At 69.4% G+C, this 23,921-nt stretch carries 18 protein-coding genes; 11 read left to right on the forward strand and 7 right to left on the reverse strand.

Translation table 11 applies throughout. The features are described 5' to 3' along the window. Positions 1–4 precede the first annotated feature (4 nt). The 4 genes from COA07_RS04795 to COA07_RS04810 are packed head-to-tail and all read left to right on the forward strand — an operon-like array spanning position 5 to position 6,949. Positions 5–646, forward strand: coding sequence for an urea amidolyase associated protein UAAP2 (locus COA07_RS04795; RefSeq protein WP_066706498.1), 642 nt, complete (start codon positions 5–7; stop codon positions 644–646). Then, positions 643–4,239: an urea carboxylase gene (uca, locus tag COA07_RS04800; protein WP_066706496.1), complete on the forward strand. Its 3,597-nt coding sequence runs from the start codon at positions 643–645 to the stop codon at positions 4,237–4,239. Before COA07_RS04795 ends, uca begins: the two co-directional genes overlap by 4 nt. Further along, positions 4,236–5,999 carry an allophanate hydrolase gene (gene atzF, locus COA07_RS04805; protein ID WP_066706493.1) on the forward strand — a complete coding sequence of 588 codons (1,764 nt, stop codon included), beginning with the start codon at positions 4,236–4,238 and terminating at the stop codon, positions 5,997–5,999. The genes uca and atzF overlap by 4 nt, the downstream gene beginning before the upstream one ends. Before the next feature lie 17 nt (positions 6,000–6,016). After that, positions 6,017–6,949 (forward strand): Vgb family protein, encoded by a 933-nt coding sequence (locus COA07_RS04810; protein ID WP_096640701.1) that lies wholly within the window; start codon positions 6,017–6,019, stop codon positions 6,947–6,949. Between the two features lie 427 nt (positions 6,950–7,376). Here the strand turns inward: COA07_RS04810 and COA07_RS04815 are convergent, their stop codons facing one another. The 5 genes from COA07_RS04815 to COA07_RS04835 all read right to left on the reverse strand — a co-directional run bounded on the left by COA07_RS04815 (position 7,377) and on the right by COA07_RS04835 (position 11,858). Continuing rightward, entirely contained in the window at positions 7,377–7,718 is a 342-nt protein-coding gene (locus tag COA07_RS04815) for a UrcA family protein (protein WP_066706488.1), read from the reverse strand. A 111-nt stretch (positions 7,719–7,829) separates the two neighbouring features. Beyond that, positions 7,830–8,210 carry a hypothetical protein gene (locus tag COA07_RS04820; RefSeq protein WP_245842014.1) on the reverse strand — a complete coding sequence of 127 codons (381 nt, stop codon included), beginning with the start codon at positions 8,208–8,210 and terminating at the stop codon, positions 7,830–7,832. Beyond that, complete coding sequence (locus COA07_RS04825) at positions 8,197–9,792, reverse strand: tetratricopeptide repeat-containing sulfotransferase family protein (protein ID WP_245842015.1); 1,596 nt, start codon at positions 9,790–9,792, stop codon at positions 8,197–8,199. Before COA07_RS04825 ends, COA07_RS04820 begins: the two co-directional genes overlap by 14 nt. Positions 9,793–9,804: 12 nt before the next feature. After that, a complete protein-coding gene (locus COA07_RS04830; protein ID WP_066706485.1) occupies positions 9,805–10,713 on the reverse strand; it encodes a sterol desaturase family protein in 909 nt (302 codons plus the stop codon). Positions 10,714–10,979: 266 nt separating this feature from the next. After that, a complete protein-coding gene (locus COA07_RS04835) occupies positions 10,980–11,858 on the reverse strand; it encodes a LysR family transcriptional regulator (RefSeq protein WP_066706547.1) in 879 nt (292 codons plus the stop codon). Positions 11,859–12,038: 180 nt separating this feature from the next. Here COA07_RS04835 and COA07_RS04840 point away from each other — a divergent pair, with 180 nt between their 5' ends. From COA07_RS04840 to COA07_RS04855, 4 genes are all read left to right on the forward strand, one after another. Next, complete coding sequence (locus COA07_RS04840; RefSeq protein ID WP_066706484.1) at positions 12,039–13,046, forward strand: isopenicillin N synthase family dioxygenase; 1,008 nt, start codon at positions 12,039–12,041, stop codon at positions 13,044–13,046. Continuing rightward, positions 13,043–13,909, forward strand: a complete 867-nt coding sequence (locus COA07_RS04845; protein ID WP_096640550.1) for a hypothetical protein — start codon at positions 13,043–13,045, stop codon at positions 13,907–13,909. Before COA07_RS04840 ends, COA07_RS04845 begins: the two co-directional genes overlap by 4 nt. Positions 13,910–14,105: 196 nt before the next feature. Beyond that, the gene (locus COA07_RS04850) at positions 14,106–15,137 is read left to right on the forward strand and encodes a sterol desaturase family protein (RefSeq protein WP_245842016.1); all 1,032 of its coding nucleotides are present in this window, start codon (positions 14,106–14,108) and stop codon (positions 15,135–15,137) included. A gap of 29 nt (positions 15,138–15,166) precedes the next feature. Beyond that, on the forward strand, positions 15,167–15,763 hold the full coding sequence (locus tag COA07_RS04855; RefSeq protein WP_066711615.1) for a hypothetical protein: 597 nt from the start codon (positions 15,167–15,169) through the stop codon (positions 15,761–15,763). Between the two features lie 31 nt (positions 15,764–15,794). On the opposite strand, the gene phhA is transcribed toward COA07_RS04855, so the two are convergent. After that, the gene (gene phhA / locus COA07_RS04860) at positions 15,795–16,667 is read right to left on the reverse strand and encodes a phenylalanine 4-monooxygenase (RefSeq protein ID WP_066711610.1); all 873 of its coding nucleotides are present in this window, start codon (positions 16,665–16,667) and stop codon (positions 15,795–15,797) included. Positions 16,668–16,730: 63 nt separating this feature from the next. Then, on the reverse strand, positions 16,731–18,527 hold the full coding sequence (locus COA07_RS04865) for an ABC transporter ATP-binding protein (RefSeq protein ID WP_066711611.1): 1,797 nt from the start codon (positions 18,525–18,527) through the stop codon (positions 16,731–16,733). 299 nt (positions 18,528–18,826) lie between these two features. Here COA07_RS04865 and COA07_RS04870 point away from each other — a divergent pair, with 299 nt between their 5' ends. The 3 genes from COA07_RS04870 to COA07_RS04880 all read left to right on the forward strand — a co-directional run bounded on the left by COA07_RS04870 (position 18,827) and on the right by COA07_RS04880 (position 23,863). Beyond that, the gene (locus tag COA07_RS04870) at positions 18,827–20,506 is read left to right on the forward strand and encodes a DUF4153 domain-containing protein (protein WP_066711612.1); all 1,680 of its coding nucleotides are present in this window, start codon (positions 18,827–18,829) and stop codon (positions 20,504–20,506) included. Positions 20,507–20,728: 222 nt separating this feature from the next. Beyond that, positions 20,729–22,168: a methyl-accepting chemotaxis protein gene (locus tag COA07_RS04875; RefSeq protein ID WP_096640552.1), complete on the forward strand. Its 1,440-nt coding sequence runs from the start codon at positions 20,729–20,731 to the stop codon at positions 22,166–22,168. Between the two features lie 156 nt (positions 22,169–22,324). Beyond that, positions 22,325–23,863: a globin-coupled sensor protein gene (locus COA07_RS04880; RefSeq protein WP_096640554.1), complete on the forward strand. Its 1,539-nt coding sequence runs from the start codon at positions 22,325–22,327 to the stop codon at positions 23,861–23,863. Positions 23,864–23,921: the final 58 nt, after the last annotated feature.

Here is a 23,921-nt window from a genome sequence, read left to right on the forward strand (position 1 = left end):
TCGCATGAGCGCCGATCCGTATCTGTCGGGCCTGCCCGGCCCCGTCGTCCATGACGTCGTCGTTCCCGCCCGCGCGCCGTGGCTGCACCATGTCGCCGCCGGCCAGACGCTGCGCATCGTCGACCTGGAGGGCAACCAGGCGGTCGACTTCCTGCTGTATGCCGCGGCCGACGACGCCGAACGCTACAGCGCGCAGGACACGATCGCGGCGCAGGGCAATCTGTTCCTGCGCGAAGGCACGGTGCTGCGGTCGAACGAAGGCCGCGCGATGATGACGATCGCCGCCAGCGCGGTCGACTATCACGATACGATCGGCGGCGCCTGTTCGTGTGAATCCAATACGCTGCGCTACGGTCATCACACCAAGGCGCAGCACGCCTGCGTCGAGAATTTCCTGGAGGCGAACCTGATCGAGGGCCGTGGAAAGCGCGACATCGTGTCGAACATCAACTTCTTCATGAACGTGCCGGTCGAGGCCGACGGCGCGCTGGGGATCGTCGACGGCATCTCCGCGCCCGGGCTGACGGTGGACCTGCGCGCCGACATGGGCGTGATCGTCGTCGTGTCCAACTGTCCGCAGATCAACAACCCGTGCAACGCCTTCAACCCCACCCCGGTGCGGATGATCGTGGCGGCCGCGGCATGAGCGTGACGACCGTCCTGATCGCCAATCGCGGCGCGATCGCCACCCGCATCATCCGCACGCTGCGTCGCATGGGGCTGCGCTCGGTCGCGGTCTATTCCGAGGCGGACGAGGGTTCGCTCCACGTCGCCGAGGCGGACGAGGCGGTGTGCATAGGCGCCGCGCGTGCGACGGACAGCTATCTGAACGTCGCCGCGATCCTGGACGCGGCGCGGCGTACCGGCGCGGATGCGATCCACCCCGGCTACGGCTTCCTGGCCGAGAACGTCGATTTCGCCGAGGCGTGCGCGGCGGCGGGGATCGTGTTCATCGGCCCCACCCCGGACAACATCCGCACCTTCGGACTGAAGCACAGCGCGCGGGCGCTGGCGGCCGCACACGGCGTACCGCTGGCGCCGGGCACCGATCTGCTGACCGACGAGGAGGACGCCGCCGCCGCGGCGCGCGACATCGGCTTCCCGGTGATGCTGAAGGCGACCGCGGGCGGCGGCGGCATCGGGATGCGCGTGTGCGAGGACGAGGCCGCGGTGCGCGACGGCTTCGCCGCGGTGGCGCGGCAGGGGCTGGGCAGCTTCGGCGATGCGGGCGTCTTCCTGGAACGCTACATCCGCCGCGCGCGGCATATCGAGGTGCAGGTGTTCGGCGATGGCGCGGGCCGCGTTGTCGCACTGGGCGAGCGCGACTGCTCGCTTCAGCGCCGCAACCAGAAGGTGGTGGAGGAAGCCCCCGCCCCGCTGCTTCCCGCCGCGGTGCGCGGCGCGCTGATCGAGGCGGCGGTGCGGCTGGCACAGGCGGCGAATTATCGCTCCGCCGGCACCGTCGAGTTCCTGTACGATGCCGAGCGCGAGGAGTTCTTCTTCCTCGAGATGAACACCCGACTTCAGGTCGAACATGGCGTCACCGAGGAGGTGATGGACGTCGATCTCGTCGAATGGATGATCCGCGGCGGCGCGGGCGACTTCGCGTTCCTCGACACGCCGCTGGGTGCGCCGCGCGGCCATTCGGTACAGGTGCGCCTGTATGCCGAGGATCCCGCGCTGGACTACCGGCCGACCTCGGGCACGCTGACGCACGTCACCTTCCCCGGCGATGCGCGGGTCGAAACCTGGTGCATGGCGGGCAGCACCGTCAGCGCATGGTACGATCCGATGCTGGCCAAGCTGATCGTCCATGCCGACGATCGCGATGCGGCGGTCGCGGCGATGCAGGCGGCGCTGGCCGAAACGCGCATCGACGGCATCGAGACGAACCTGCGCTGGCTGCGCGAGGTCGTGCGTGCCGACGCCTTCACCAGCGGCGAGGTATCGACCCGCGCGCTCGACACGATCGACTATCGCCCGCGCGCGATCCGCGTCGTCAGCGGCGGCACCGCGACGACGATCCAGGACTGGCCGGGGCGGCAGGCGATGTGGGCGGTCGGCGTGCCGCCGTCGGGGCCGATGGACGACCAGTCGTTCCGGCTCGGCAACCGCCTGCTCGGCAATGCGGAGGGGACCGCCGGGCTGGAAGTGACGATGACCGGGCCGACGCTGGCCTTCGCCGCGCCCGCGCGCATCTGCCTGACCGGGGCAGATTTCGGCGCGACGCTGGACGGGATGGCGGTGCCGCTGGGCACGGCGGTTGACGTCGCCGCCGGGCAGACGCTGGCGCTGGGCCGCGCGCGCGGCGGCGGGATGCGCGGCTATATCCTGGTCGCCGGCGGGTTCGACATCGCCCCCTATCTGGGCAGCTGCGCGACGTTCGAGCTGGGGCAGTTCGGCGGCCATGCCGCGCGCCGGCTGCTCGCCGGGGATACGCTCCACCTGGGCGACGCGCCCGTCGAGGCGCCGCTGCCGGCGGTGGCGCTGCCGGTGCTGTCGAACGAATGGACCGTGCGCGTCCTGTACGGGCCGCATGGCGCGCCCGATTTCTTCACCGATGACGATATCGCGACGATCGTCGATGCCGAATGGCAGGTGCACTACAACAGCAACCGCACCGGCGTTCGCCTGATCGGACCAAAGCCGCACTGGGCGCGCCCCGACGGCGGCGAGGCGGGGCTGCACCCGTCAAACATCCACGACAATCCGTATGCGATCGGCGCAGTGGATTTCACCGGCGACATGCCGATCATCCTCGGCCCCGACGGCCCGTCGCTGGGCGGGTTCGTCTGCCCGTTCGTCATCATCGCGGCGGACCGGTGGAAGATCGGGCAGCTGGTCCCCGGCGACCGTGTACGCTTCGTGCCGGTCAACATCGACGATGCGACGATGGCCGACACGCTGCAACGCCGGCTGGTCGAACAGGGCAAGCCCGCCGATGCCGGCCCGGCGCGCCCGATCGCCACGCTGTCCCCGGTGCTGGCGGACCTGCCCGCCGGCAAGGGACGCCCGCGCACCGTCTATCGCCAGCAGGGTGATCGCAACATCCTGGTCGAATACGGCCCGATCGTCCTCGACCTGGAACTGCGCATCCGCGTCCACGCGCTGATGACCGAGCTGGAGCGGATAGCGGTGCCGGGCATCGTCGATATCGTGCCGGGCATCCGCTCGCTCCAGCTGCATTGCGACGGGCGGCAACTCGACCAGCGGGCCGCGCTGGCGCTGCTGATCGCCGCGGAGGACCGGCTGGGCGATCTGGAGGATGTTACCATCCCGTCGCGGATCGTGCACCTGCCGCTCAGCTGGCGCGACCCGGCGACGATCGAGACGATCGAGAAATATATCGGCGCGGTGCGCGACGATGCGCCGTGGTGCCCCGACAACATCGAGTTCATCCGCCGCATCAACGGCCTGCCCGATACCGCCGCGGTCGAGAACCTGATCTTCGAGGCCAATTACCTCGTCATGGGGCTGGGCGACGTCTATCTCGGTGCGCCGGTCGCCACCCCGATCGACCCGCGCCACCGGCTGGTGACGACCAAGTACAATCCGGCACGCACCTGGACGCCGCCCAACGTCGTCGGGATCGGCGGCGCGTATATGTGCATCTACGGCATGGAGGGGCCGGGCGGCTACCAGCTGTTCGGGCGCACGCTGCAGGTGTGGAACACCTATCGCCAGACCGACTCGTTCGTCGACGGCAAGCCGTGGCTGCTGCGCTTCTTCGACCAGATCCGCTTCTACCCGGTCAGCGCCGAGGAACTGGTGGAGTGGCGGCGCGACTTCCCCAGCGGGCGGCGCGCGCTGCGCATCGAGCCGTCGGAATTCCGGCTGGCGGACTATCGCGCCTTCCTGGCCGACAATGCCGAGGATATCGCCACGTTCGAGGCGCGCCGCCAGGCGGCGTTCGATGCCGAGCGTGCCGATTGGCAACGCCGCGGCGAGTTCGACCGGGTGGCGACGCTGACCGAGGAGGACAGGCCCCCCGCCGCCGCGATCGAGGTGCCCGCGGGCGCCGACGTGATCGAGGCGCCGTTCGGCGGCAGCGTGTGGAAGCTGCTGGTCGCGGCGGGCGACGCGGTCGAGGCCGGCGACACGATCGCGGTGATCGAGGCGATGAAGATGGAATGCCCGGTCGAAAGCCCCGCGGCGGGCACGATCGCGGCGCTCTACATCGAGGAACGCCAGCCGCTCCAGCCCGGATCGCCGATGCTGGCGCTGAAGGTCCACGCATGACCGCGCGGCTGAGCGCATCGGCCATCGCGGCGGACGTCGGCGCGAGCCGCACCAGTGCGGTGGCGGTGGCGCAGGCCGCGCTCGACCGGATGGCGGCCTATGACGCGATCCAGCCGCAGGTGTGGATTTCGCGCGTGGCCCCCGACGCGCTGATCGCGGCGGCACGTGCGATCGACGCGCGCGTCGCCGCTGGCGAGGTGCTGCCACTGGCGGGCGTGCCATTCGCGGTGAAGGACAATATCGACGTCGCCGGGATGGAAACGACCGCCGCCTGCCCCGCCTTCGCTTACGTCGCGGAACGGTCCGCGACGGTGGTGGAGCGGCTGCTCGCGGCGGGCGCGCTGCTGCTGGGCAAGACCAATCTCGATCAGTTCGCGACCGGGCTGGTCGGCACGCGCAGCCCCTATGGCATCCCGCGCAACGCCAGCAACTTGACCTATGTCAGCGGCGGATCCAGTTCGGGGTCGGCAGTGGCGGTCGCGGCGGGGCTGGCGGCCTTCGCGCTGGGCACCGACACCGCCGGGTCGGGCCGCGTGCCCGCCGCGTTCAACCATCTGATCGGGTTCAAGCCGAGCAAGGGGCGCTGGAGCACGCGGGGACTGGTGCCGGCATGCCGCACGCTCGACTGCATCACCGTCTTCACCGACGACACCGCCGATGCGCGGCTGGTCGACGGCGTGCTGGCCGGGTTCGACGCGGACGATCCCTATTCCAAGCCGCTGGCGGAGCGCGCCCTCGCCCCGCGCCGGATCGGCGTGCCGCGCCGCGCGCAGCGGATGTGGTTCGGGGATGCGCAGTCGGAATATCTCTACGACCGCGCGCTGGCGACGCTGGCCGCGGGGACGGAGATAGTCGAGATCGACATCGCCCCGCTGCTGGAGGCGGCGCAACTGCTGTACGGCGGTCCGTGGGTAGCGGAGCGGACGGCGGCGATCGGCGACCTCCTGACCCGCGCGCCCGAGGCGATCGACCCGACGGTGCGCGCGGTGGTGGCGCCGGGCGCGGACATCGATGCGGTGACGCTGTGGCGCGGGATGTACCGGCTGGCGGAGTTGAAGCGCCATGCGGACCTGCTGCTCCAGGACGTTGATCTGCTGGCCTTTCCGACCACGGGGACGACCTATCGCGTCGCCGAGCTGCTGGCCGCGCCGGTCGCGCTCAACAGCCATCTGGGCTTCTATACCAATTTCGTGAACCTGCTGGACATGGCGGCGGTCGCGGTGCCTGCGGGGGTGCGCGACAACGCGACCGGGTTCGGGATCACGCTGATCGGGCCGGCGGACAGCGACCGGGCGCTGCTGGACGTGGCCGATAGCTATCTGGCGGCGGCCGACCTGCCGCCGCCGCCACCGCTGGATACGGGGGACAGAATGGACAAGGTGAAGCTTGCGGTCGTCGGTGCGCATCTGAAGGACATGCCGCTGCACTGGCAACTGACGTCGCGCGAGGCGGTGTTCGTGGGGGCGTTCCAGACCGCGCCGACATACCGCCTGTATGCGATGGCGGACAGCGTGCCGCCCAAGCCGGCGCTGGTGTACGACGACAGCGGCGCGGGAATCGCGGTGGAAGTGTACGAACTGGACGTCGCCGCGTTCGGCAGCTTCGTGGTCGAGGTGCCGGCCCCGCTGGCGATCGGCACGGTCACGCTGGCGGACGGCAGCAGCGTGAAGGGCTTCGTCGCCGAGCCGCGCGCGCTGACGGGCGCGGAGGACATCACCGATCTGGGCGGCTGGCGCGCCTATATCGCGCAGCGCGCGTAAGGAGGAGCACGGATATGATGCGTTGGGGGGCAGCATTCGCCGCGGTGGCGCTGACGTGCGGCATCGCACCGGCGGCGGTGGCGCAGAAGGAACAGGTCATTTCCGTACCCGGTTTCGCCGACTTCCTGGCGGTGGACGGTGCGACCGTATGGGCCACCAACCGCGGCCGCGTGGAGCAATGGTCGCTGGAGGGCAAGCGTGCGGAAGTGCCGATGGGGCGGCCGTGCGGCGCGATGGCGTTCGTCGCGGACACGCTGTGGGTCGCCGATTGCGAGAAGCGCGCGCTGACCCGCATCGACGCGCGCACCGCGGCGGTCGTCGCGTCGATCCCGACCGGCATCGCCAACCCGGCGGGCGAACTGAACGTCGTCGCCGGCGCGGGATCGATCTGGATCGCGAGCGACGACAAGGGCGTGGTGTCGCGGATCGACCCCGCCACCAACACGGTCGTCCGGACGATCGCGGTCGCGCCGGGCACCTGGTATCTGGCGTTCGGCTTCGATGCGGTCTGGGCGGTCAGCGCGAACGGCCGCTTGCTGCAACGCATCGATCCGGCCACTAACACCGTCACCGCCACCGTGCCGCTGGGCGCGCAGCCCGGCTTCCTGGCGGCGGGCGAAGGCGCGGTGTGGGTGCAGGAACAGGGCGACGGCACGCTCGCGCGGATCGACCCGGCGACCGCCAAGGTCACGGCCCGCGTGAAGGTGGGCGCGAAGCTGGCCTATGGCGACATCGACACCGGCGGCGGCAAGGTGTGGCTGCGCACCACCGAGGATCAGACGTTCGCGGTCATCGACGCCAGGACGCTGGCGATCGACGCGCGCCTCGGCAAGCCGGTGGGCAGCGGCGCGCTGCGCTATACCGACGCCGGGGTGTGGACCAGCGCGCATGACAACCACACGCTGTCGTGGTGGCCCGCGCCGGTAGTGCCCGGGGGTACCGCCAAATAGGTTGCGATATCGGCGCGGGCGCTGAAGGGAAGAACGGTTCGCGCGGAGACGCAGAGGCGCAGGGAGCGTGCGTCCTTTTTCCGGCCGATCTGCCCACGATGACGGTTGGCCGGAAGATTGCCCCCTAGGCGATGAAAGGAAGATAGTTCACGCGAAGACGCGACGTTCTGGCCGCGTGCTGTCAGTATGTGGCCTTCATCCACCGCTGGAGCGGAGAGTGACGCTTCGCGTCGCTCCGCTCTCTCTGCGCCTTTGCGTCTCTGCGCGAATTCACTTCTTCTCTGACGACATAATGGCGCGCGATCGGCCGCGCCGACGAGTGATCCTGCCCAGTCGGACCAGGACGATCCCGAACGCGAAAACGCCCGCGCCGCCCGGCATCTTGCGATACCGGGCCGCGACGGGCGTTTTCAACGATCCGGTCTAATCAGCGCAGCGAGGCGAACTGCGTTGCGCGCGGGGCGGCGAGTGCGGCCTGGCGCGATTCGATCTGGTTGCGGATGTCGGCGATCACCTGCGCACGGCATTCGCGAGCCTTGTCGGCCAGCGCGAGGTGGACACCGGCAAGGCGATCGTCGCCGCACACCGCGTTCGCGGCGGCGTCCATGCGGATCGCGAGACGCTGCTGACCATCGGCGGTGGTCAGGTCGATGCCCTTGAGCTGGAGGACCGCGGCGTCCTTCGCCAGCGGATTTTCGCTACCGCCCGCCTGCGCGGTGCCGGTGAATGCCAGGCCGAGCGCGGCCGCGGCGATCAATCCCACCTTCATCACTCTCTCCTTCCGCCTTGTCAGCGGCCGTTCGCGCGAAAGGGCGACGGCGCTCGCGACATAGGAGCGCGCGACAAATGCGGCAAGAAGGGGGCGGCGATTAAATCTGCATCAATGTACCCGAACCGTCAGCATCGCCAGGTCGATGCGGTGACCGAGCAGCCCGATCGGCAAATCGGCCTGCTGCGTCGTGATAGCTCCGCCCGCCGCGCGATCGGCGGTGGCGATGCTGATCGTGCGCGCGCGTGACGGCGACCAGGCGCGCAGCGTGTCGAGCGACAACCGAACGCGCCAGCGACGCCCGCCCTCCACCGCGACCGGGTGATTGTTGATCAGCACCGGCGCATCGGGGGTGGCGCGCCGCCCCGACACCAGCAGACAATCGGCCACCGGACAGGCGACGAGCCGCGCGCGCGGTGCCTCCGCGGCCGCCCCGCCAGCCGTCAGCATCGCCGCACCCGCGACCAGCAGCAGGCCCCTATTCCACCGCAATGCCCGCCTCCTCCAGTATCCGCCGCGCCGGTTCCAGCACCTCGGCATGACGCCGCCAGCGCGCGACCGCGTCGCGATAGATCGGCCGGCGCACCTGCGCCGCGCTGGGCGTCGACACCGGGGCGTCGTTGGCATGGAAATCGAGGCACGCGTCCGACCAGGACAGGCCGCAATGATCGAGCAACCGCCGCGTCTGCGCGGCCTGATCGGCGACAAGGCCTTCGTACGGCAGTTCGAGCACGCGGCCGGGCAGCGCATCGCGCCACAGCGCCATCAGCCGGTCGAACCGCACGTAATAAGCGGCGATGTCGCGAAGGTCGTAGCTATAATCGTAATAACGCGAGCCGATCGCGAACAGGTTGCGGAAATTGCCCAGGACCGTGTCCAGCGGATGGCGGCGCAGGCAGACGATCCGCGCATTCGGCAGCGTCCGTGCGATCGTGCCGACATAGTGGAAATTGCCGGGAAACTTGTCGACGAAGCGGCGCGACGGATCGCGGCGGTGGTGCCGCGCGCGGCGCAGATAGTCGCGCCCGATCGCGGCGGGATCGGCCCCGGCCGCGCGCAGGATCGTCTCGGCGTCGAGCACGGTCGGCGTGCGCGTTCCCGCCGCGGCCTTCACCGCCAGCGGCATTGCCTGAAGCTCCCCGGCGCTTTCGACATCCGGGTGCGAGGACAGGATGCGATCGACCAGCGTGGTGCCGGTGCGCGGCATCCCCACGACGAAGATCGGCGCGTCATCGGCCGGATCGACCGCGCGCGCCGCCGCGGCGACCGGCCAGGCGCGCTCGATCGCGTCGAAAACCGCGGCATCCTGTGCGAAGGAATAGGGCAAGGTGCGGCGGTGTTCGGCGTTGGTCGCGCACAAGGTCGCCAGCGCGCGATCCGCCGCGCCGATATCGTCCAGTTCCTTCGACAGTGCATAGCCGAGCAGCAGCCGCGCGCGACCGTCGTGCGCGCGGTCGCGCGCCGCCGCCAACCGGTCGACGTGATGCCGCTCGGGCGTCTGCTTGCGTAGGCCGGCGAGCAGATGGTGCGCGCGCGCATCGTCGGGCGCGCGCGCGATCAGCGCCTCCAGCGCCTGCTCCGCCGCGTCCGTGCGCCCCAGGAAGCCGAGCGCCGCGGCCTGATTGTAGCGATAGGACAGGTTGTCCGGCGCCAGCGCGACCGCCGCGTCGAAATGCGGCAGCGACGCGGCATGATCGCCCAGCCGCGCGTAGACGCAGCCGATCGTGTCGCGATTGAGCGCATCGGTCGGCGGCGCAGCCTCCGCGGCGTGCAACGTGGCGGCGGCATCGCCATCGCGGCGAACCGCGACATAGAGCCGTGCGAGCTGCGCGCGATATTCGCCGCGCGGGTCGATCGCCACGGCGCGCTCGATCCCGGCGATTGCGGCCGCGATCCGGCCCGCCGCGGCATCCGCCAGCGCGGTCAGGAAATGCCCCTCGGCATCGTCCGTATCGGCGGCGAGCAGCGCGGCGGCGTGGTGGCGGGTGGCGGGCCAGTCACCACGGGACAAGGCCGCACGCGCCGCCGCGACGATCGCGGCGCGGGTGGCGGCATCACGTTCCAGGGCGACCACCGCCGGCACCGCTCAGCGCGCCACCGCTTCGCCGCCCTCGGGCGCGGTCCCACGGCGCGCCGCGATCTTCTCCATCGCAGGGCGCAGCGGGAACATCGTCTGTTCCAGGATCGACAGGCGACGCCGATCGTCCTGCCCCACCAAGACGCCCTCGCCCTCACGATAGGTGCCGAACAGCCGGTCTAGCAGGATCAGCGAGTTGCCGTAGTTGGTGCGCGTTTCGTCATAGCCCGTCGAATGATGCAGGCTGTGATGGCGGATGGTGGTGAAGAAGAAGGAATAGAAGGCCGGCGGGTTCGCGCGGACATTGGCGTGGGCGAAGGTCGACACGACCGTCAGCACGCTCAGCCCGCAGAACAGCGCCGGCAGCGGCAGGTCAAACAGCGCGACGACGCTGAGGCTGATGAGCAAAAGTTCCAGCGGGTTGCCGACCGCGCCCTTCATCGCGTTGAGCTGCGTCAGGTGATGATGCGGCGCGTGGGTGTACCACAGGAACGTATTGTGCATCGCGCGATGCATCCAATACTGGCCGAATTCGATCACCACGATGACCAGTGCGACCTGCGCCAGGAACGGCATGTGCATCGCCCATTGCGTGGTGATGCCGGCCCACGCCTTGAATGCGCGCAGCGGATCCTCCGCCAGATGCGTCGACAGCCACGATATGACGGTGGCGTTGAACACGACATAGGCGAGGTCGGTCGCGAATTCGCGCCGGTTCATCCGCCAGCCTTCGTGACGCTCGGCAACCCATTCCAGCGCCTGGACGAAGATCGTCACCGCTGCGACCATGAGGATGATCGACAGCGGATGTTCGGTCCAGCGCGTGGGCGCCAGGCCCCAGAAGGCGACCACCGCCGCTACCGTGGCGGGCGGCAGCAGATCGATCACCGTCTGGCGGATGTCACGCGCGCCGGTCATGCCGACGCTCCCGTCCGCGCTTGGGGCGCGGGCAGCCCCCCGACAGCCCGCGCCCGCGCAGCCAGCGCGGTCATCACGACGCGTACCGCGCCGCCCGCCCACCGCCGCATCCCGTCAGCGATCGACCGATCGTCGTCCATCACCGCGCCATCATGCCTTGCAACCGTCATGCGGACAGATTGCGCGAGCGATGGGGACAGGCGGGAGAGGTGATTCCTCTATGCAGGGCATAGATTCGTCCTATGCCCTCGCCATGGCCGATACCATCAGGAGCGGCGTTGCGCCCTGATGCGGCGATACACTTCGTCGATGAACAATTGCGTCGCGGTGTCGCGCGACGGCTGCGCGCGGGCGAGCAGGAAGATGTCGTAGGCCGGTTCGAACTCGGACAGCAGGATCGGCCACAACCTGCCCGCCTTCACCGCATCCTCCGCCGCCAGCACCGGCAGGAACCCGATGCCGATGCCGGTGACGATCAGCCGCCGCGCCTCGTTGACGTCCTCCGCCAGCCCGTTGACGCGCGTCCCCAGGCGGTAGCGGCGTCGCAGCCGGGTGATCGCCTCGATCTCGTCGTCGCCGGTCAGGACGAAGCCTTCGTCCTTCAACTCGTTCAGGCGACCGACGCGATAGCCGAACAGCGGGTGGCTGCGCCCGCAATACAGCTGCTGGCGTTCGACGAACAGCGGCTCGTACACCAGTTCGCCGCGATCGCCCCCGTCATAGCCGATGCCGATCTCCACCTCGCCGCGTTCCAGCGCGTCGAGCACCTGCCGCCACGGCGAGACGCGAATCTCGATATGGATCGCGGGGTTGCGGCGGTGGAAGCTGGCCAGCGCCTCGTCCAGTTCGGGGGAGACGATCGCGGACACCATCTGGATGCGCACGATCCCCTCGACCCGGCGCGTCGCCTGCGCGACCTGGTGCGGCATCATCCGCGCCGATTCCAGCATCTCCTCGCACAGCGCCATCATCGCCTTGCCCGCGGCGGTCATCTCCACCCCGGTCGCGGTGCGCAGCAGCAGCGTGGCACCGACATGATCCTCCAGCCGCTTCAGCGCGGCGCTGATGCTCGGCTGCTGCTTGTTGAGCTGGCGGGCGGCCGCGCCGATGCCGCCGGCGCGGACGATGTCGACGAACGTGCGCATCAGGTTCCAGTCGACCCGGCTGGCGAATTTGCGATCTGTGCTGACGACCCGTTCGTCCACGACAACGTCCCCCAACGTCACGGCGCCTACCCGCCGACCGACACGCCATAGACAGAATTGATGCGATTCATCAACAATCGCCATCTTCCGCTATGCCCCGCCGCGGGTTTCTCTGTCGGCATGACCGATGCCGCCACCCTGCCCGTCGTCGACATCTCCGGCCTGGCGAGCGCCGACGCCGCCGAACGGCGTGCGGTGGCCGCCGCGCTGGACCGGGCGTGCGTGCGGTCGGGCTTCCTCTACGTCACCGGTGCGCAGTTCGACCGCGCGCTGTTCAACCGGCTGCTGGCGACCGCGCGCGCGTATTTCGCGCAGGACAGCGCCGCCAAGATGGCCAGCTACATCGGCCGGTCGGCGAACCACAGCGGCTATGTCCCGGTCGGCGAGGAGCGGTTCGCGGGTAGCCCGGTCGATCTGAAAGAGGCGTTCGACGTCAACAACGACTATCCGCACGACGACGGGCGCCGCCCGCTGCTCGGCCCCAACCTGTGGCCGGCGATGCCGGGGTTCCGCGACGGGGTGCTGCCCTATTACCGGCACCTGAGCGCGATCGGCGCGCAGCTGTTCGGCGCCTTCGCCACCGCGCTGGGGCTGGCGGAGGATCACTTCGCGCCGCACCTGCGCCACCCGCCCAACCAGCTGCGGCTGATCCATTACCCGCACGCGCCCGAGGCGGACGACCGGCCCGGGATCGGCGCGCACACCGATTACGAATGCTTCACGCTGCTGTTCGCGACCGGCCCGGGGCTGCAGGTGATCGCACCGGACGGCCGCTGGATCGACGTGCCGCAGCGCCCCGACGCGATGGTGATGAACATCGGCGACATGATGGAGACGCTGTCGAACGGCCGCTACACCGCGACGACGCACCGGGTGCGCAAGGTGCCCGACGAACGCTATTCCTTCCCGCTGTTCTTCACGCTGGACTATGATTATGTCGTCGCGCCGCTGATCCCCGGGGACGGCACGCGCGTCTATCCGCCGGTGGCGAGCGGCGCGCATCTGTTCCACCAGACCGCGCAGACCTTCGCCTATCTGAAGGAACGGCGCGCGCGCGGCGAACTGGTGCTGGACGATGCGATGCCGCCGCCCGGATCGTTCGGGCGGCGCGAGGCGGCGGCGGCGTGACGATCGCGGCGCTGCTGGCGGCCGCCCCGGCCCCGCCGTTCGAACCGCCCGCCTTCCCGCCGCACCTGCTGGGCGCGTTCCGGCGGCGCAGCATCACGCTGTGTAGCGGCGTTACCGACGAGACGACGATCGTCTACTGGTTCCAGTCGCGTGGCATCACGATCGACATCCGCCTGCCCGACGGCGCCGCGACCCCGCCGACGCTGCGACAGGGCTGGATCGGCGACACGCGCTGGGACGCGGGCACCGGGCAGATGTCATGGGACATCCGCACCAGTTACCAGCTGCACGATCAATGGCCCGAACCCGCGCGGCTGATCGCGATCGGCAATGCGGTGATCGAGGTCGCGCCGTCGGGTGCCTATGTCGAGGACTGGCGCCAGCAGGCGACGCGCGGACCGCTGCTGGGGCTGCGGCTGGTCGCGGCGATCGACGAACGCAGCGGCGCGCGGCTGGACATGGACGGCGCGCTGATCGTCGCCGGAGACCATGCCGCCATCGCCCTGTCGCGCCCGCCGGAGGATGAGGCGGCGGTGCGCGCCGCCGGATCGCTGGACGGCGCCCCGCCCGCCGCGGTGGAGCGATACGAGGTGTCGGTGGCGACGCATGACGCGACGATCGTGCACACCACCTGTCCCGCGCGACGCGGCATGCCGCTTTGGGACGGAGCGATCGAGCGCGAGGACGGCGGCGTCGTCCTGCACGGATCGCCGCGCTGGCCCGGATGCCGGCTGCTGTTCGCGGTCGATTGCCACGTCCCCGACATGGCGTTCGGTACGTCGACGCCCTGTACGCCCGCCGCGAGCGAGTGGCTGGCACGCGAGGCGGGGCACGTCCTGCGCCACGCCTCGGTGCTGCGATGACGCGCGGGCATAGGCGGCATCTATGGCTTCCATATTTTGATCGTGTCTGGCGCGATGATGGCGTTGTCAGGATGCTGCGCCGCGACAGCACGGTGAAGCCACGCGCGGGGGCGGGGGCGACCGTCCGGCGGGGCCCATCCGCCCCGGCCGGCATGGCGCCACGTCGCGGATTCTGCGCGGTACGATCACGAGGGGCATGACGATGCAGGCGAATGCACAGCAGACCTTACAGGGAACGCGGGTCGGCAAGAGGATCATCGGGGCGCAATCCCCCGTGACGGTCGGGTGGGAAAACGTCCCCCGCGTTGAGGGGTCGCGGGCCAAGGTGCTGTTCTTCACCTGGTTCCAGCCGGCGGTGCTCTTCGGCATGATTGCCTTCTGGTATTATGCGCCCAATTCGATCGCCAAGGCATCGACCGCGATCGGCATCGGCATCGCGTTCAAGGCGTTCCTGCTGTTCCTGGAATGGCTGACCCCGCGCCACGAAAGCTGGAAGCTGACGTGGAAGGAACTGACCACCGACCTGTTCTACGTCGGGCTGGGCTATACCGCGCTCAGGATGATCGAGAGCCAGATCGGCAGCGACGCCATCCTTTCCGCGATCCGCGAGCATTTCGACATGGAAAAGCTGGCGTGGTTCACCGGCCTGCCGCTGCTGCTGCAGGCGTTCCTGATTTCGTTCATCTTCGATTTCGGGCAATATTGGATGCACCGCGGGATGCACAATTGGTACCCGCTGTGGCTGTCCCACTCGGTCCACCATTACATCACCCAGCTGAACATCAACAAGGGCGCGGTGGGCAACCCGACCGAGCTGTTCCTGATCGGCCTGGGCATCGGCGGCATGTTCGATTTCCTGCCGCGTGCCGCGTTGCTGGCCGGGGCGATCGGCATGTCGGTCAGCACGTACCAGCACATCAACGTGCGCTTCAACACGCCGGGCTGGTGGCGTTTCCTGTTCAACACCACCGAACATCACAGCGTCCACCATTCGCTGGATTTCGAGGGCAGCCGCAGCAATTATTCGAACACCTATGTCTTCATCGACCGCATCTTCGGCACCTGCGTCGATGGCGAGGCGGAACTGCTGGGCATGGAAGGCGGCCGCCGCATGTCGATCCGCGAGCAGATGACCTATCCCTTCACCGAGGCGTGGAAGACGACGAAGGAGAAGCTGTCGCGCCGTGCCGGTGCGGTGCCGGTCGCCGACGCGGTGCCCGCGGAATGAACGCGGCGAGCCTGACGGCGCAGGGTGTCATGAACCGACGCTTCCTCGAATCGATCTGGCACATCCGCGGCAGCGTGCCGCTGCCCCCCGACCAGTCGCGCGAGGAAGCGTTCACCCGGCTGGCGCCGCTGTTCCGCGAAACCGGGACCAGCCACGAATTCGCCGACGACACGCTGCGCTTCACCAAGAAGGACCCGGCGGCGCAGGACAAGATGGCCGTGTTCGACCATGGCGAATTGCAGATCCGCGACGACGGCACGGGCCGCGCGCTGCATTACCACATGGTCAGCCGGATGCTGCTGTTCTGCTTCCTGGCGCCGCTGCTGTTCGTGGCGTTCGGGCAGGCGACGATATGGCTGGGCAAGTACGAGGCGGCCAAGGAACAGGGCGCGCCGAAGAAGCCTGAGAAGCCCCCGGTCGTGCGGACGCTGAACCCGATCGACAAGATGCTGGGTGCACCCGCCCCCGAAGCGCCGAAGAAGGACAAGAAGTCCGAGGGCAAGAAGGCGTCCGCCACGTCCGCCTATGTCTTCGCGGGGATCTTCGCGTTCCTGTATCTGGTGGGGCGCATCCTGGAGCAGCGCGCGATCCGCCGGACGCTGGGGCGCCGGCTGGCGGGGGAATGACGGACGGGGGAGTGACGGGCGCGCGGTTGGCCTAGCCGACCGTCGCCGTCGCCTTCCGCCGCGCATAGTCCTGCGTGCCGCGGGTGTAGACGCGGTCCTCCGGCATAATCGTGTCCACCTCGATATCCGGCTGGCCGGCCAGTTCCTGGTACACCGGGCCGAAATCGGTGTTGAGCGTGACGTCGAGCAGATCGGCGAAACTGTCGATCACGAAGTAATTCTGCTGGAAATCGTCGATCCGGTACTTGGTGCGCAGCAGCCGCTTCAGGTCGAAGCCCAGCCGGTGCGGCGACGGATCGTCGAGGGCGAAGATCGATTCGGCATGGGAGGACACGATCCCCGCGCCGTACAGCTTCAGCCCGTCGTCGGTGCGGATCAGCCCGAATTCGACCGTATACCAATAGAGCCGCGCCAGCCGGTCGATCGCGCCCATCGCCGCGGCGCGCTGCCCGCCGCGACCGTAAGCCTGCATGTAATCGGCGAACACCGGATTGGCGAGCAGCGGCACGTGCCCGAACACGTCGTGGAAGACGTCCGGCTCCTGAAGATAGTCGAGCTGGTCCGGGCGGCGGATGAAATTGCCCGCCACGAAGCGCCGGTTGGCGAGGTGATCGAAGAACACGTCGTCGGGGACCAGCCCCGGCACCGCCACCACCTGCCACCCGGTGGCGGCCATCAGCCGGTCGGACAGCTCGGCGAAATCGGGGATGCCGGGGCGCGACAGCCGCAGGACGTCCAGCCCCTCAAGGAATTCGGGCGCGACGCGCCCGGGCAGCTGCCGCAGCTGGCGCGCGAACAGCGTGTCCCAGGTGGCATGTTCCTCGGGCGTGTAGCGGTCCCAGCCCTGGGGGATGGTCCAGTCGTCGGCGGTGCCGGCGGGGCGGATGGAGATGGTGTCGGCCATCCGCCCCTTGTGCCGCCGTTCGCGCGCGAAATCATGCGCAATCTGGCGGCGATGACGCGCGCGTCAGACGATTTGCGGCGGCGCGGTGCCGGCCTGATGTTCGAACAGCCGCCGGTACTGACCGCCATCGAGCGTCAGCAGCGTATCGTGGGTGCCGTCCTCCACGATCCGGCCGTTCGCGAACACCAGGATCCGGTCGAGCGCGCGCACCGTCGACAGCCGGTGCGCGATGACGATCGCGGTGCGCCCGATCATCAGCCGCTCCATCGCCTGCTGGATCGCCGCCTCGCTTTCGGAATCGAGGCTGGATGTCGCCTCGTCCAGGATCAGGATCGGCGCATCCGCCAGGAACGCGCGCGCGATCGCGACCCGCTGGCGCTCGCCACCCGACAGCTTGACCCCGCGCTCGCCCACCAGGGTGCGATAGCCGCGCGGCAGCCGCGCGATGAAGTCATGCGCATTGGCGAGCCGCGCCGCCTCCTCGATCTGCGCGGCGGTCGCACCGGGGCGGCCGTAGCCGATGTTTTCCGCCAGCGTGCGATGGAACAGCACCGGTTCCTGCGGCACGATCGCCACCTGTTGCCGCAGCGACCCCTGCGTGGCGTGCGCGACGTCCTGCCCGTCGATCGTGATCGCGCCGGCATCGACGTCGTACAGGCGCTGGATCAGCTTGACGAAGCTGGTCTTGCCCGATCCGGACGGGCCGACCAGCCCGACACGCTGTCCGGCCGGGATTTCCACCGACAGATGATCGTACAGCGGGCGGTCCTGCCCGGCGTAGCGGAAGGTGACGTCGGCGAAGCGGATCGCCCCGTCCGTCACGCGGGTCGGCCGCGCATCGGCGCGATCGGCGACGCCGAGCGGCTCGTCATGCAGCGCGACCAGTTCCTCCATCTCGTTCACGGAACGCTGGAGCTGATGCACATACTGGCCGATGTCGCGCAGATAGCCGTTGAGCACGAGGTAGCTGGTGACGACATAGGCCATGTCGCCCGCGCTCGCCCGGCCGTTCCTCCACAGCCACAAGGCGGTGCCCGTCACCGCCAGCCGGATCAGCCACAGCAGCATCAGCTGCCCCGATCCCGCCCAGGTGAACGCCATCCACGTGCGCAAGGTGCGCCGCCGCCATTTGGCGAGGACGCGCGCCAGCCGCGCCTCCTCCGCCGCCTCGCCGCCGAACGCCTTGACCACCGCGTTCGTGCCGACCGCATCGGCCAGCACGCCGCCGATGCGCGTGTCCCACTGGTTCGACAGCCGCGCGATCGGCGCCAGCACGCGCGTCGCCAGCCCGACCGTCAGCACGATATAGGCAAGCGCCCCCACCCCCATCACCGCGCCCAGCAGCGGCCAGTGGAGCGCCAGCAGCACCACCGTCCCCGCCAGCACCGTCAGCGACGGCAGCAGCGACAGCAGCAGCACGTCGTTGAGCAGATCGAGCGCCCACATGCCGCGGGTGATCCGCCGCACGGTCGAGCCGGAAAAGGCATTGCTGTGCCAGTCGCTCGACAGCCGCTGAACGCGCGCGAACGCCTCCTGCGTGACGTCGCGCATCATCCCCAGCGTGAACGGCGTGATCGCCCACCAGCCCAGGTGACGGAACACCACCATCGCGCCGCTGAGCGCGGCGATCATCGTGAAGGCATGCCACGCCGCCGCCGGATCGCCGCGCCCGACCGCGTCGATCAGCGCGCCGGCATAGGGCGGGCCGAACACCTCGGTCAGCGTCGACAGCAGCATCGCGCCGACGCACGCCGCCGCCAGCGCAGGGCGCCGACGCCACAAGGCGAATGTGAAGGCCAGCACCTTGCGCAGCACGGAGGCGCGCGGAAACAGATCGTTGTCGTCGTCGTCGTCGGTCATGGGGACATGTCGCAGCGCCGTTGGGCGCGCGCCTTCGTATCAGCGGTAGGGAAGCAAGGGCGATCGGCGCGCGGGGCGCCTCGCCCGCGTCAGTGGCGGCGCGGGCCGCCGATGCGCAGGCCGGCGATATGCGTGATATGATCGAACATGCTCGCCCCCCGTCTAAACCGCTGAACGTGCCCCCGATAGCAGCCCGTACCCGATCGCGCCAGAGGCGCCCTGCCCCGCGTGCAGCCGGTGGACGGTCGCAGCGTGCATGATAGGACGTTGCGCGACGGGCGAGGCGGAACGACGACGACATGGAACAGGCGCAATGGCAGCACGCCGCGACGGAGGAATGGCCCGCCCGCGGCTGGTGGCTGGCGGCGGCGGGCGCGGTCATCGGCAGCGCCGCACACGCGCTCACCGACGGTGCGGGCGGGGCGCGCGACGCGCTCTATGCGCTGGCGACGTTCCTGGTGGTGACCGGCGTCGCCGCAGGGCTCGTGATCGAACGGGCGCGGCCGGTGCGCGACCTGTCGTTCGCCGCCGCGACCGGCGCGGTCGTCGCGCTGGTGACGTGGTGGAACCTGCCGCTGACGCCCGGCAGTTCGCCCGACATCTGGCGGATCGTCTGCGCGGTGCTGGCGGGCGGGATCGCGGTGCCGCTGTACCAGGGATGGCGCGGCGCACACGCAAGCGGCAATGCGGTACGGCTGCCCTATGCGGCGATCCATCGCCATGCGTGGACCGACCTGATCCTGGCGATCGGCGCGGTCGCGTTCCTGGCGATCACGTGGCTGCTGACGTTTCTGCTGGCGCAGTTGTTCGCGCTGATCGGGCTGAACGCGATTGAGCGGCTGTTGCGGCATGGCTGGTTCGGCTGGCCGCTGTCGGGGGCCGCGCTGGGCGCCGCAATGGGGCTGCTGCGCGATCGGGCGGCGATGCTGGCGGCGATGCAGCGTGTCGTCACGACCATCCTGTCGGTGCTGGCACCGGTGCTGGCGGCGGGATTGCTGCTGTTCCTGGCGGCGCTGCCGTTCACCGGGCTGGCGCCGCTGTGGCGCGCGACCAGCGCGACGACGCCGATCCTGCTGTGCTGCGTCGCGGGGGCACTGATCCTCATCAACGCGACGATCGGCGACACGCCGGAAGAGGATCCGCGCGCACCGGTTCCGCTCATCGCCGTCATGGTGCTGAGCGGCGCGATCCTGCCGCTGGCGGTGGTGGCGGCGATATCGACCGGCGCGCGGATCGCGCAGCACGGGCTGACCCCGGACCGGCTGTGGGCGCTGGTGTTCACCGCGATCGCCTGCGCCTATGGCCTGGCCTATGCCGTCGCGCTGGTGCGGCGGCGGCAGCGGCTGGCGGGCGACCTGCGCGTCGCGAACCTGCGACTGGCGCTGACGATCGCGGCGGGCGCGCTGTTCCTGGCGACGCCGCTGGCGGCGTTCGACCGGTTGTCGGCGCACGACCAGCTGGCGCGGCTGGAAAGCGGGCGCTTGACGGCGGCGGCGTTCGACTGGACCGCGATGCGGTTCGACTATGGCCCCGCCGGCATCGCGGTGCTGCGCCGGCTGGCGACGCGCGGCACGACGGCAGATATCCGCACCACGGCCACGCGCACGCTGGCACGGACGACGCGCTACGACCTCAGCCAGCTGACCAAGCCGCCAAAGGACCGGATGACCGTCCTGCCGCGCGGTGCGGCGCTGCCCCCGCGACTGTACGAGCGGCTGGATGACGTCGAGGCATGCGGCCCGTTCGATCAATGCGTCGTCCTGATCCAGCCCGACCCGCGCGAGGTGGTGATCGTCAACGACGCGCATGTCGCGGCATGGCGCGACGACGGCACCCGCTGGCGCGCGGTGCCCCCGCCACCCCGCGTCATCGACGAGCGGCAGCGCGACGCGCTGAAACGCGGCGAGGCGGAGATCCGCACGGTCCAGCGGCGCCAGCTGTTCGTCGGTGGGCAGCCGGTGGGTGATCCGTTGCCTTGAGGCTGATCCAGGTTGGTGTAGGCGATCGCAACCATATTCGATGCGATAGGATTAAAGTCTTCACCGGCACGGAACAAAAACCAGCGATCCGGACGCGAAAGCGCACGGATCCGAACGCCGTGGGCGCCTAAACTTAATCCTTGTTTATCGTTTGCGCACATAAATGGGCCGTCGCGTCAGCGTGGGTCAAACGACACGGCCACTCGGCTTCGGAGAGTTGAAATGCTTTACTGGTTCAAGGCAAAGGCGCCGATACGGCGCAAGTTCGATGTCTTGTTCGGTCTTTATGCCGCCCTGGGAGCGAGCATGGTGGTAGCCACCGCGCTGCTCGCCGCGGGTACGATCGGTTCCTCCGCAGCCCTGACCATCGCCGCGATGGCGTTCCTCGCAACCCTCGTGATCGCGTTCGGCTCCAAAAAGCTGATCTGCGATCCGTATGTCGGGACGGTGGTGCGCATGGAGGGATTGGCAGCGGGCGACCTGAGCACGCCGATCGACTTCACCGACTTCACCGACTGCGTGGGTCGCATGACGAAGGCGATGGACGTGTTCCGCCGCAATGCCGAAGCGGTCAACGCCGCCGCCGAAGCGCAGAAGGTCGTCGTCGGCGCGCTGGGCAACGGGCTGGGCCGGGTGGCCGAGAATGACCTGACCTATCGTATCGAAACGACCTTCCCGGCCGATTACGAGAAACTGCGCGCCGACTATAATCGCGCGATGGACGCGGTGAGCCGCGCGATGAGCGCGGTGGCCGAAGCAAGCCATGGCATCAATGGCGGCGCGGCCGACATCCGCCAGGCGTCCGACGACCTGTCGCAGCGTACCGAGCAGCAGGCCGCCAGCCTGGAGGAAACCGCCGCCGCGATGGACGAGATCACCACGACCGTGCGCGAAACCGCCGCCGGCGCGCAGCGCGCCAATGCGGTCGTCGGCGAAGCGCGCGGCGAGGCCGAGCAGTCGGGCACGATCGTCCAGCGGGCGATGGACGCGATGGGCGGTATCGAACGCGCTTCGAGCGAGATTTCCGAAATCATCAGCGTGATCGACGGCATCGCGTTCCAGACCAACCTGCTGGCGCTGAACGCCGGTGTCGAGGCGGCGCGCGCCGGCGACGCGGGCAAGGGCTTCGCGGTGGTCGCCAGCGAGGTGCGTGCGCTGGCGCAGCGGTCCGCCGATGCGGCCAAGGACGTCAAGACCAAGATCATGGCGTCGTCGGAACAGGTCCAGTCGGGGGTCCAGCTGGTCAGCGAAACCGGCAGGGCGCTGCAACGGATCATCGGGCGGATCGGCGAGATCAGCGAGCTGGTCGGCACGATCACCGCGTCCGCCGATCAGCAGGCGACGGGGCTGCAGCAGGTCAACACCGCCGTGTCGGAAATGGACGGCGTGACGCAGCAGAATGCCGCGATGGTCGAGGAAGCGACCGCCGCCGCGCGCAGCCTGGCCGAGGAGGCCGACCGGCTGGTGGCGGAAGTCGGCAAGTTCCGGGTCGCCGGCCAGACCGGGCACACCGCTGGCGCCGCGCCCGCCTCGCCCGTCCACGCGCTTCAGGCCCGCGCCGCGCAGGGCGGCCGTGCCATCGCGCGCCGCGTGGTCGCAGCATCGGGCGGCGGCGCCGCGGCGGCGCGCGTCGTGGAAGAAAGCGACTGGTCGGAGTTCTGACGAACCGCCCCGACCGCTAACGAAACGGCCGCCGGTCAATCCGGCGGTCGTATTGTTTTCACTAGACTTTGGTCGAGCCTTTCACCCCATTAACCCGTTCTTGCAGGATTGTGACGGATAGTTGCCCCCGACACTCCAAGGGGGGGGACTATCTATATGGCAGACCGTTCTTCGCAGCTTGCGCAGAAGCTGGACCATTTCGGCTTCACGGATCGCCACTACCGGCTGTTTCCGACCATCAGCGCCGCGATCGAACGCTTCGGCCCGCAGGCCCTGCGTCGCCTCTACGACCATATCCGCGCCAATCCGGAGGCGAGCGCCTTCTTCGGCTCCAGCGCCGCGATGGACCATGCGCGCGACAAGCAGCAGGACCATTGGCGCAAGCTGTTCTCTGGCCGCCCCGACGAATCCTATGAAGCGCGCGCGATCCAGATCGGCAACGTCCATGCGCGCATCGGCCTGGCGCCCAGCTGGTACATCAGCAGCTACGCCCGCATCCTGTCCGACATCCTGCCCAAGATGCTGCGCTGGTCGCCGCTGCGCCCGCTGGCGCGTCGCAACGACGCCGCCACGCTGCTGGTGCGCACCGCGCTGCTCGACATGGAAATCGCGCTGTCGGCCTATTTCACCGCCGAGGAGGCCAAGCGCCGCGACGTCACCGACCGGCTGAGCCGGGCGCTGACCGCGCTGGCCCGCGGCGACTTCAGCACGCCGCTGGAGGAGCTGCCCAGCGATTACGCGCGCATCGCCGCCGATTTCGAGGAAATGCGCCGCAACGTGTGCGCCACGCTGGCGCAGGTCACCGATGCGACCAACCGCATCACGGCATCGTCGAGCGAGATCAACCAGGCGTCGGGCGACCTGTCGCACCGTACCGAGCAACAGGCCGCGACGCTGGAGGAAACCGCCGCGGCGATGGAGCAGATCACCGTCACGGTCGGCGAAACCGCCACCTCCTCCGCACGGGCGAACGGCGCGGTCGCGTCGATGCGCACCGACATCGACGCATCGGGCGCGCTGGTGGGCGAGGCGATCGACGCCATGCGCCGGATCGAAAGCTCGTCGGGCGAGATCAGCGAGATCATCGCGGTGATCGACGGGATCGCGTTCCAGACCAACCTGCTGGCGCTGAACGCGGGCGTCGAGGCGGCGCGTGCCGGCGACGCGGGCAAGGGCTTCGCCGTCGTCGCCAGCGAGGTTCGCGCGCTGGCGCAGCGGTCGGCGGATGCGGCCAAGGACGTCAAGTCGCGCATCACCGCCAGTTCCGAACAGGTCGAGGAAGGCGTGCGGCTGGTCACCCGTACCGGCGAGGCACTGGGCCAGATCGTGTCGCGGATCAGCGAGGTCAGCGCGCTGGTGTCGGGGATCGCCACCTCCGCCGATCAGCAGGCGACCAGCCTGCGGCAGGTCAACACCGCGGTGGCCGAGATGGACGGCGTGACGCAGCAGAACGCCGCGATGGTCGAGGAAGCGACCGCCGCCGCGCGCAGCCTGGCCGACGAGGCCGAGGACCTGGCACGCCGGATCGCGATGTTCCGGCTGGACCGCGGATCGCAGGACGCTGCCCCGGCAGCACCGCGCATCGTCGCCAGCGCCCCGGCGCCCAGGCCCGCCGCCCCGGCACCGCGCCAGCAGCAGCGCCACGCGACCGTCGGCAATGCCGCGCTCAAGAACGACGACTGGTCGTCGTTCTGATTTCGCGTGCGCATCACTAGCCGACGTTAATTTAACGTCATCTTAGTGATGCGCGTTC

Origin of the sequence: Sphingomonas adhaesiva, assembly GCF_002374855.1 — a bacterium.
Taxonomy (GTDB): domain Bacteria; phylum Pseudomonadota; class Alphaproteobacteria; order Sphingomonadales; family Sphingomonadaceae; genus Sphingomonas; species Sphingomonas adhaesiva.